At 66.4% G+C, this 6,571-nt stretch carries 8 protein-coding genes; 1 reads left to right on the top strand and 7 read right to left on the bottom strand.

Annotated elements, in window-relative coordinates:
• Nucleotides 1–35: 35 nt before the first annotated feature.
• The 6 genes from P3W85_RS22395 to P3W85_RS22370 form a co-directional block, all read right to left on the bottom strand.
• Nucleotides 36–431, bottom strand: a complete 396-nt coding sequence (locus tag P3W85_RS22395) for a type II toxin-antitoxin system VapC family toxin (RefSeq protein WP_276266390.1) — start codon at nucleotides 429–431, stop codon at nucleotides 36–38.
• Nucleotides 428–661, bottom strand: a complete 234-nt coding sequence (locus tag P3W85_RS22390) for a type II toxin-antitoxin system Phd/YefM family antitoxin (protein ID WP_276266389.1) — start codon at nucleotides 659–661, stop codon at nucleotides 428–430. Before P3W85_RS22390 ends, P3W85_RS22395 begins: the two co-directional genes overlap by 4 nt.
• Nucleotides 662–811: 150 nt before the next feature.
• Nucleotides 812–958, bottom strand: coding sequence for a hypothetical protein (locus tag P3W85_RS22385; protein ID WP_346430280.1), 147 nt, complete (start codon nucleotides 956–958; stop codon nucleotides 812–814).
• Nucleotides 937–1,719, bottom strand: a complete 783-nt coding sequence (gene dmpE / locus P3W85_RS22380) for a 2-oxopent-4-enoate hydratase (RefSeq protein WP_276266388.1) — start codon at nucleotides 1,717–1,719, stop codon at nucleotides 937–939. The genes P3W85_RS22385 and dmpE overlap by 22 nt, the downstream gene beginning before the upstream one ends.
• Nucleotides 1,720–1,803: 84 nt before the next feature.
• A complete protein-coding gene (locus P3W85_RS22375) occupies nucleotides 1,804–3,183 on the bottom strand; it encodes a DUF1329 domain-containing protein (protein ID WP_276266387.1) in 1,380 nt (459 codons plus the stop codon).
• Nucleotides 3,184–3,237: 54 nt separating this feature from the next.
• Nucleotides 3,238–4,815 carry a DUF1302 domain-containing protein gene (locus P3W85_RS22370; protein WP_276266386.1) on the bottom strand — a complete coding sequence of 526 codons (1,578 nt, stop codon included), beginning with the start codon at nucleotides 4,813–4,815 and terminating at the stop codon, nucleotides 3,238–3,240.
• Between the two features lie 272 nt (nucleotides 4,816–5,087).
• Here P3W85_RS22370 and P3W85_RS22365 point away from each other — a divergent pair, with 272 nt between their 5' ends.
• Nucleotides 5,088–5,954, top strand: a complete 867-nt coding sequence (locus tag P3W85_RS22365; protein WP_276266385.1) for an SDR family NAD(P)-dependent oxidoreductase — start codon at nucleotides 5,088–5,090, stop codon at nucleotides 5,952–5,954.
• Between the two features lie 14 nt (nucleotides 5,955–5,968).
• Here the strand turns inward: P3W85_RS22365 and P3W85_RS22360 are convergent.
• On the bottom strand, nucleotides 5,969–6,571 hold a 603-nt coding region (locus P3W85_RS22360; protein ID WP_276266384.1), incomplete at its 5' end, for an SDR family oxidoreductase.

The following is a 6,571-nucleotide window of genomic DNA, read 5'->3' as shown; positions in this document are numbered from 1 at the left end:
CTCGCATCACGGCGTCCGACCGGCTACGAAGGTTGTTACCAGACCGTCTTGACGTGCGGGTAGGCGCGGATCTTCTCGTCCTTCGTCACCAGCGGCACGGCAAACTTGCGCGCAGTGGCCACGATCATGCGGTCGGCCGGATCCTTGTGGAACACGCCCGGAAGTTCTACCGACTTGATGGCAATCTCAGCATCTACGGGTACTATGCGCACGGCCTCGAGTTGCCCCACGGTGGCGAACCAGCTTGTCGCATCCATCGAAAGCACAAGGCGCTCACGTGCCACCAGCGCTGCGACTTCCCACGCGGAAATAGATGAAATCAGGATCTGACCGCCGTCCAGTTCCTTCTCGATGCTTGCCTTTGCTTTCCTGCTCAGCAGCGGATCGCCGCTCACCCACCAAACGAGCGCATGCGTGTCCAGGACGATCACTGCGCTGCCTCCCAATCATCCGCGTCCACTGGCTCGGTTGGTGCGTTGTAGCGCACCACGGAATCGCGCAGGATTTCCAGCGGGCTACGCGAGGTACTCCGATACGGCCGGACTTCGAGGACCGGTTTGCCATGGTTGGTCACCACCAGCGGTTCACCGGAGTCCTCAACTTCGCGGAAGTACTCCAGCGCATGTGCCTTGAAGTCCGATTTCGAGACTTGCCTTTCCATCTCTGCTCCTGGTCATATGCCTATGGTCATATATTCTAAATGAGAATGACCGGGAGAGCCGGTCATTCTTTTGAACGCGAGTGATGAAGTAGGCATCTGCCCTGGCCGCGGTGGGCGGCCAGGGTGAGTATGGGGGTCTATTGCGCCCCTTCAAGCCAGCAACCCACGCTCCCGCGCCAGTGTCATGGCGGTGGCCTCGATCATGTCCTCCTGACCGCCAACCAGCCGCTGGCGCCCCGGTTCGACCACGCAGAAGGGGCCGATGGCCGCCGGCGTCAGGTAAATTGGGTACTGCAATTGCCGATGCCGTCGATGCGCAGGTGCAGGCGGTCTCCGGCCGTGACCGGAATCAGGGCCGCGAGCGAGCCGGACAGGATGGTCTCGCCGGCGAGCAGGCCGATGCCCAGCTCGCCCAGCGTATTGGCCAGCCAGGCCACCGCTTCGGCGGGATGGCCGAGGGCGGCGCTGCCTTGCCCCGTGGCGACCACGGCGCCGTTCATTTCCAGCGTCATGGCGCAGGCGGCGAGGTCGAGGCCGGCCGGACTGACGCGCTCCTCGCCCAGCACGTAGAGGCCGCAGGAAGCGTTGTCGGCCACGGTGTCCTCGATGCGGATGCGCCAGTCGCGGATGCGCGAGTCGACGATCTCGAAGCAGGCGGAGACCGCCTCGGTGGCGTCCAGCACGTCGGCGCGGGTCACGCCGGGGCCGCGCAGGTCGCGCTTGAGGAAAAAGGCGATCTCGCCTTCCGCGCGCGGCTGGATCAGCGTGCCGGCGGGGATGGCGTGCCCATCCGGGTGCTGCATGCTGGCCAGCAGCATGCCGAAATCGGGCTGGTGCACATCCAGCATCTGCTGCACGGGCAGGCTGGTGACGCCGATCTTCTTGCCGGTGATGCGGTCGCCCCGCGCCAGCCGGCGCGCGACGAATTGCTGCTGGATGCGGTAGGCGTCGCGCACCGTGATCGGGTGGCCGCGTCCGCTCAGGGGAGCGACCGGCACGCGCGCGGTCAGCGCCTGGTGGAGTTCCTCGCCTAGCGAGGCGATCAGGTCAGGTTTCATGGGAGCAAGGGACTCGATGGCCGCGGCGGACCGATGCCGTTGGCATGGGTCCGCGCGAGCGTGCGGTGGGGCCGGAGGGGGGTATCAGGTGCCCGAGCCGCGCACGGCGTCCGGCGAGAAGTAGGCCTCGTTGAATTCCGGGCTGTGGTTGAGCACCGGCATCGGCTCCTCGTTGGTCAGGCGGTCGGCAAAGTAGGCGCCTGAGACCAGGTCGTGATAAAACACCGTGGCCGTGTAGAAGCGCTGGGCGTCATAGGCATACACGGAGCTCGCCAGGTTGACCCGCCACAGTTGTCCGCGCGCGTCGTAGTTCTCGGCGGTCGCGGCGATCCAGGTGTCCTCGTCGAGGTACAGCACCCGCTTGGCGTACTGGTGACGGAAGCCCTCCTTCAGCGAGGCCTCCAGCACCCACACGCGATGCAGCTCGTAGCGCATGAGGTCCGGGTTGGCGTGGCCCTTGCCGAGCATGTCCTGGTACTTCACCGAGGTGCTCATCAGCTTGTAGTTGTTGTAGGGCACGTAGATTTCCTTCTTGCCCACCACCTTCCAGTTGTAGCGCTCGCCCGAGCCATTGAAGAGCCGGTCGTCGTCCACGGTACGGAATCCGCCCGGGCCGGAGGGCTGGTCGAAGCCGTACTCCGGCGTCTGCCGCACGCGCCGCGTACCGGGGTTGTATTGCCAGGTGCGGCGGGTGTTGGCGCCTTCCTGGTCCCACAGCTCATAGCCCACCAGCTGCGTGCCGCGATCGCGCAGTGGCAACACGGTTGCGCTGCGGAAGAAGGTCTTGCTGTTGAGCTCGCTCTTAGCGTCGAAGGTGGCCGCATTGCGGGGCGAGAAAATGTTGTAGCGCACGCGGCCCCAGGCGATATTGCCATCCGGATACACCACCGCCTGGCCGTAGGTGGACGATTCCGAGCCGATGGCGGCGGCGAAGCGCAGGTTCCACATCAGCTCCAGGCCGGTCTTGGGGATCGGGTAGGGCACTTGCGGTGGCGCGTTCTTCAGGCCATTGCCGTCCGCCGTCATGCTGACCTCGGGCGCGAGCAGGCGGATATTCCTGTAGGCTGCTTCGTCATAGCGGAAATCGCGGTGGCTCGGGTAGACCGGCATCTTGAAGGTGTCGGGGTACTTCTTGAACAGGGCCTTGGTGCCCTCGGTCAGGTGGTCGGCATATTGCGCCATGTTCTGCGCGGTGATGACGGCGAGCGGCTTTTCCGCGGCGTAGGGGGCCGGGAAGCGCTCGCCGCGCTTCCACTGGACACCCGTGGGCGCGCCGAGCCACTTCCCGCTCCAGGCGGGGATCTGGCCATCCTTGCTGCCAGCCCGTTCGGCGCCCATGGGCGTGAGCTTGTCATCGAGCTGCTTGAGCTCTTCCGGCGTCACCTTGGCGTAGGCGGCGACGGCCAGCATCATGCTGGCGGCCAGCAGGGTGCCGCGGATCGTTCTCTTCGTATGCTGTTGCATGAGTGTGCTCCTGGGAATGAAGCCGGCCCTTGCGGACACGGGCCTCGCAAAACGTTAAAACGAGTACTTCGCGTTGAATGCCATGTAGCTGCGGTCGGCCAGCGGGCGGTTGACGGTGTTGGCGCCGCCCATGAACATGGCGTACGTCAGGTTCATTTCGAGGTTATTCAGGTACTTGAAGGTCACGCCCACGCTGGCGCGGCGGTCGCCGAAGCCGGTCAGCGAGCCGAAGGCGCCGGCGACGGCCGACTTGCCGCTGAGGGCCTGGGAATAGGTGAGCGGCACCGTCATGTCCCAGCCGTCGAAGACGTTGTTGTAGGTCAGCGACCAGCCGAGCTGAAGCGCCGCCGAATTGGTGGTGTTGGTCAGCGTGCTGAAGCCGTTGACCGGGCTCACGCCGATGACGTGCTGGTAGGCGATCTCGCCGAGCAGGTTCTGGGAGTTGGCCAGGAAGCTCGGCCCGATGGCGTAGATGGCCGAGAGCTGCCCCTGCAGCACCTTGCCGCGGGTGGCGGTGGGCGAGCCGGCGACGTTCACCAGGACCGGCACGCCGTCCTTGTAGCTGACTTCGCCGGCGATATTGGCGCCGAGCATCTGGGTGGAGAAGCTGGCACCGGTCAGGTTGATGTCGCCGAAGAACTTCTGCTGGTATTGCAGCGTCGGGAACAGCGAGGTCACCACGCTCGGGTTCTTGTCGTGGTAATGCAGCTGGTACAGGCCGATCTCGGTGTCGCCGAACACGCGCAAGCGCGTGCCCAGGCCCCACTGGCCGGAGTTGGACGGGTTGATGTCCGGCCCGCGCGGGATCTGGAAGCCGCCCGGGCCGATGATGAACTGCGCACCGGGGCCGACGATGTCGGTGGTGCTGAAGTAGCTGCCGGGCGCGCTCAGCTGGTTGGACTTGTAGGTGAACTGGTAGTAGCCGAGCAGGCTGAGGTCGGGATTGACCTGCCATTGCAGCGCGAGCTGCGGCACCGGCAGCAGGATGTCCTTGACCTCGGCGCCCGGCACGAATGACTTGGTGGCATCCGCGGGGCCCTGGGCGCCGGCGATGTTCGGGAAGAACAGGCTCTCGCCCCACGCCACCACCTGGTTGCCGACCTTGATGTTCAGGCGCGTGCTGTCGATGCCGAAGGTGCCGTAGGCGTAGGCGTCCAGCAGCTGCAGGCGCTGGCCATGGTAGTACCGCGCCGAGCCGGTGAACGCGTTGAAGGCGCCGCCGTGGTTGACGGTGGCGGGCGCATCGTTGGAGTTCGTGGTGCGGTAGGCGCGGTCGTAGAAGGCGCTGCCGCGCACGAACACGCCGAACTCGCCGCGCTGGAGGTTGGCTTCGCCAAGCAGCGTGGCACGGTTGGCGATCATGTCGCCGCGCTTGAAGTTGCGGTCGCCATCGTCGCCATTGATGTTGGCCGGCGACAGCAGCGCGCCGCTCCGCCCGCCGGTGCGGACCGCGGCGCCGTAGGTGGCGGTGAAGGAGTAGTTGAGCGACGTATCGTTGCCAAGGTCGATGGTGTTGCCCGCCCAGGCGGCCGGCGTGATCGCCGCGGCGATGGCCGAGACGATGGCGGCTGGCCGCAGCCTGCATGTGCGATGTGATGTACCCGTTGTTGAACCCGTTCGCGGCGATTGCATATGTCTCCCCTTATGGTGTTGGTGATGCGCGGTGATGCATTGACCTGGCACGTCTTGTGGTTTTTTCTTTGAGGGGAAGCGTAATGAGCGAGGGAGGGTGCGGAATCGTCAGAACGGACTAGACGGTTTCCCCTAGACGCCGTGCTTGCGGACGTATGCACGAGCCGCTAGTCCGAACGGAGGATGAAGCGCGCCGGCATGCGCGTTAGCGTCGGGCATCGTCCTGCGCGGCGAGATCGCGGCGCGGGAATCAATCACTGAGGAGGAATGCGATGCGCAGTGGAAAGGAATCCATCGTTGCGGTAGTCACGGGCGGCTCGCGCGGCGCGGGCAAGGGCATCGCGCTGGCGCTGGCGCAAGCCGGTGCGACGGTGTATGTCACGGGACGTACCGAGCGCAATGGCGAGGCGCCGCTGCCCGGCACCATCCACGAGACCGCGCGTGAGATCGATGCACGCGGCGGCAAGGGCATCGCGGTGGCGTGCGACCATCGCGACGATGCGCGGGTGCGCAGGCTGTTCGAACAGGTGGGCGACGAAGCGGGGCGGCTGGACATCCTGGTGAACAACGCCACCTTCCTGCATGACCAGTTGATCGAGCCGGGCGGCTTCTGGGAGAAGCCGCTGGCCCTGGTGGACATTCTCGACGTGGGCCTGCGCTCGGCCTACGTGGCGAGCTGGCATGCGGCGCCCATGATGGTGGCGGGCGGGCGCGGCCTGATGGTGTTCACTTCGTCCTTCGGGGCGAGCTGCTATATGCATGGGCCGGCCTACGGCGCGCAGAAGACCGGGCTGGACAAGTTCGCGAAGGACATGGCGGTCGACTTGCGGCCGCATGGCGTGGCCGCGGTATCGGTCTGGATGGGCCCGCTGCGCACCGAGCGCACGCTGCGGGTCTGGGAACGCGAGCCTGACAAGTATGCCGCCTTTGCGCCGAGCGCGGAAAGCCCGGAGTTCACCGGCAAGGTCATTCTCGCCTTGCACGGCGATCCCGCCCTCATGGAAAAGTCCGGCCAGGTGCTGATCAGCGCCGAGATTGCGCAGGATTACGGCATACGCGATATCGACGGCAAGGCGCCCGTTTCCTACCGCTCGGTGCTGGGCGGGCCGGTGCAGGCGCATTCGGCCAAGGTCGAGTAGGCGCGCCGGGCGGTTCAGCCCGCCTGGTGGGCCGCGGCGTCGAGGAAGGCCGGGCGCTCGCCGCCGCCGTCGATGACCAGGTTGGCGCCCGACACATAGGCCGCGTGCGGCGAGGCCAGGAAGAGGCAGGCGTCGGCGATGTCGCGCGGGTCAGCAAGCCGCCCGAGTGGCACCGTATCGGCCACCTGCCGGAGCGCGGCCGGATCTCCGTAGTGTTGCTGCTGCGCCGCCTCGGTCAGTACCAGCCCTGGGCTGACGGCCGTGACCCGCACGCGCGGCGCCCATTCCACCGCCAGCGAGCGGACCGCATTGAGGATGCCCGCCTTGGCCGCGCCATAGGCGGCGGTGCCAGGGGAGGGACGCAGCGCGCTCACGCTGCCGATGAAGATCTGGGTGCCGCCGCTGGCCTGGAGCTGCATGCGCGCGTTGGCGCGTTGCGCCAGTTGCAGCGGCGCCACCAGGTTCAGCCGGATGATCGATTCCATCAGGCGCGGCGAGGCGTCCGCGGCGAGCGCGAAGGGCGCGCCACCGGCGTTGTGGATCACGATATCGAGAGAGCCCATGCTGTCCACGATGCGGGCGAGCAGGGCCTCCACCTGTTCGGCGTCGCGAATGTC

Origin of the sequence: Cupriavidus basilensis, from assembly GCF_029335485.1 — a bacterium.
Classification (GTDB): Bacteria; Pseudomonadota; Gammaproteobacteria; order Burkholderiales; family Burkholderiaceae; genus Cupriavidus; species Cupriavidus basilensis_E.
The sequence above is the reverse complement of the archived record's forward strand: the minus strand, read 5'-3'. Positions and strand labels throughout refer to the sequence as shown.

Excerpts from the sequence above, each read along its gene's own strand:
- dmpE (WP_276266388.1), bottom strand. The coding sequence starts at position 1,719 with ATGAAACCTGACCTGATCGCCTCGCTAGGCGAGGAACTCCACCAGGCG.
- P3W85_RS22370 (WP_276266386.1), bottom strand. The coding sequence starts at position 4,815 with ATGCAATCGCCGCGAACGGGTTCAACAACGGGTACATCACATCGCACA.
- P3W85_RS22390 (WP_276266389.1), bottom strand. The coding sequence starts at position 661 with ATGGAAAGGCAAGTCTCGAAATCGGACTTCAAGGCACATGCGCTGGAG.
- P3W85_RS22365 (WP_276266385.1), top strand. The coding sequence starts at position 5,088 with ATGCGCAGTGGAAAGGAATCCATCGTTGCGGTAGTCACGGGCGGCTCG.
- P3W85_RS22375 (WP_276266387.1), bottom strand. The coding sequence starts at position 3,183 with ATGCAACAGCATACGAAGAGAACGATCCGCGGCACCCTGCTGGCCGCC.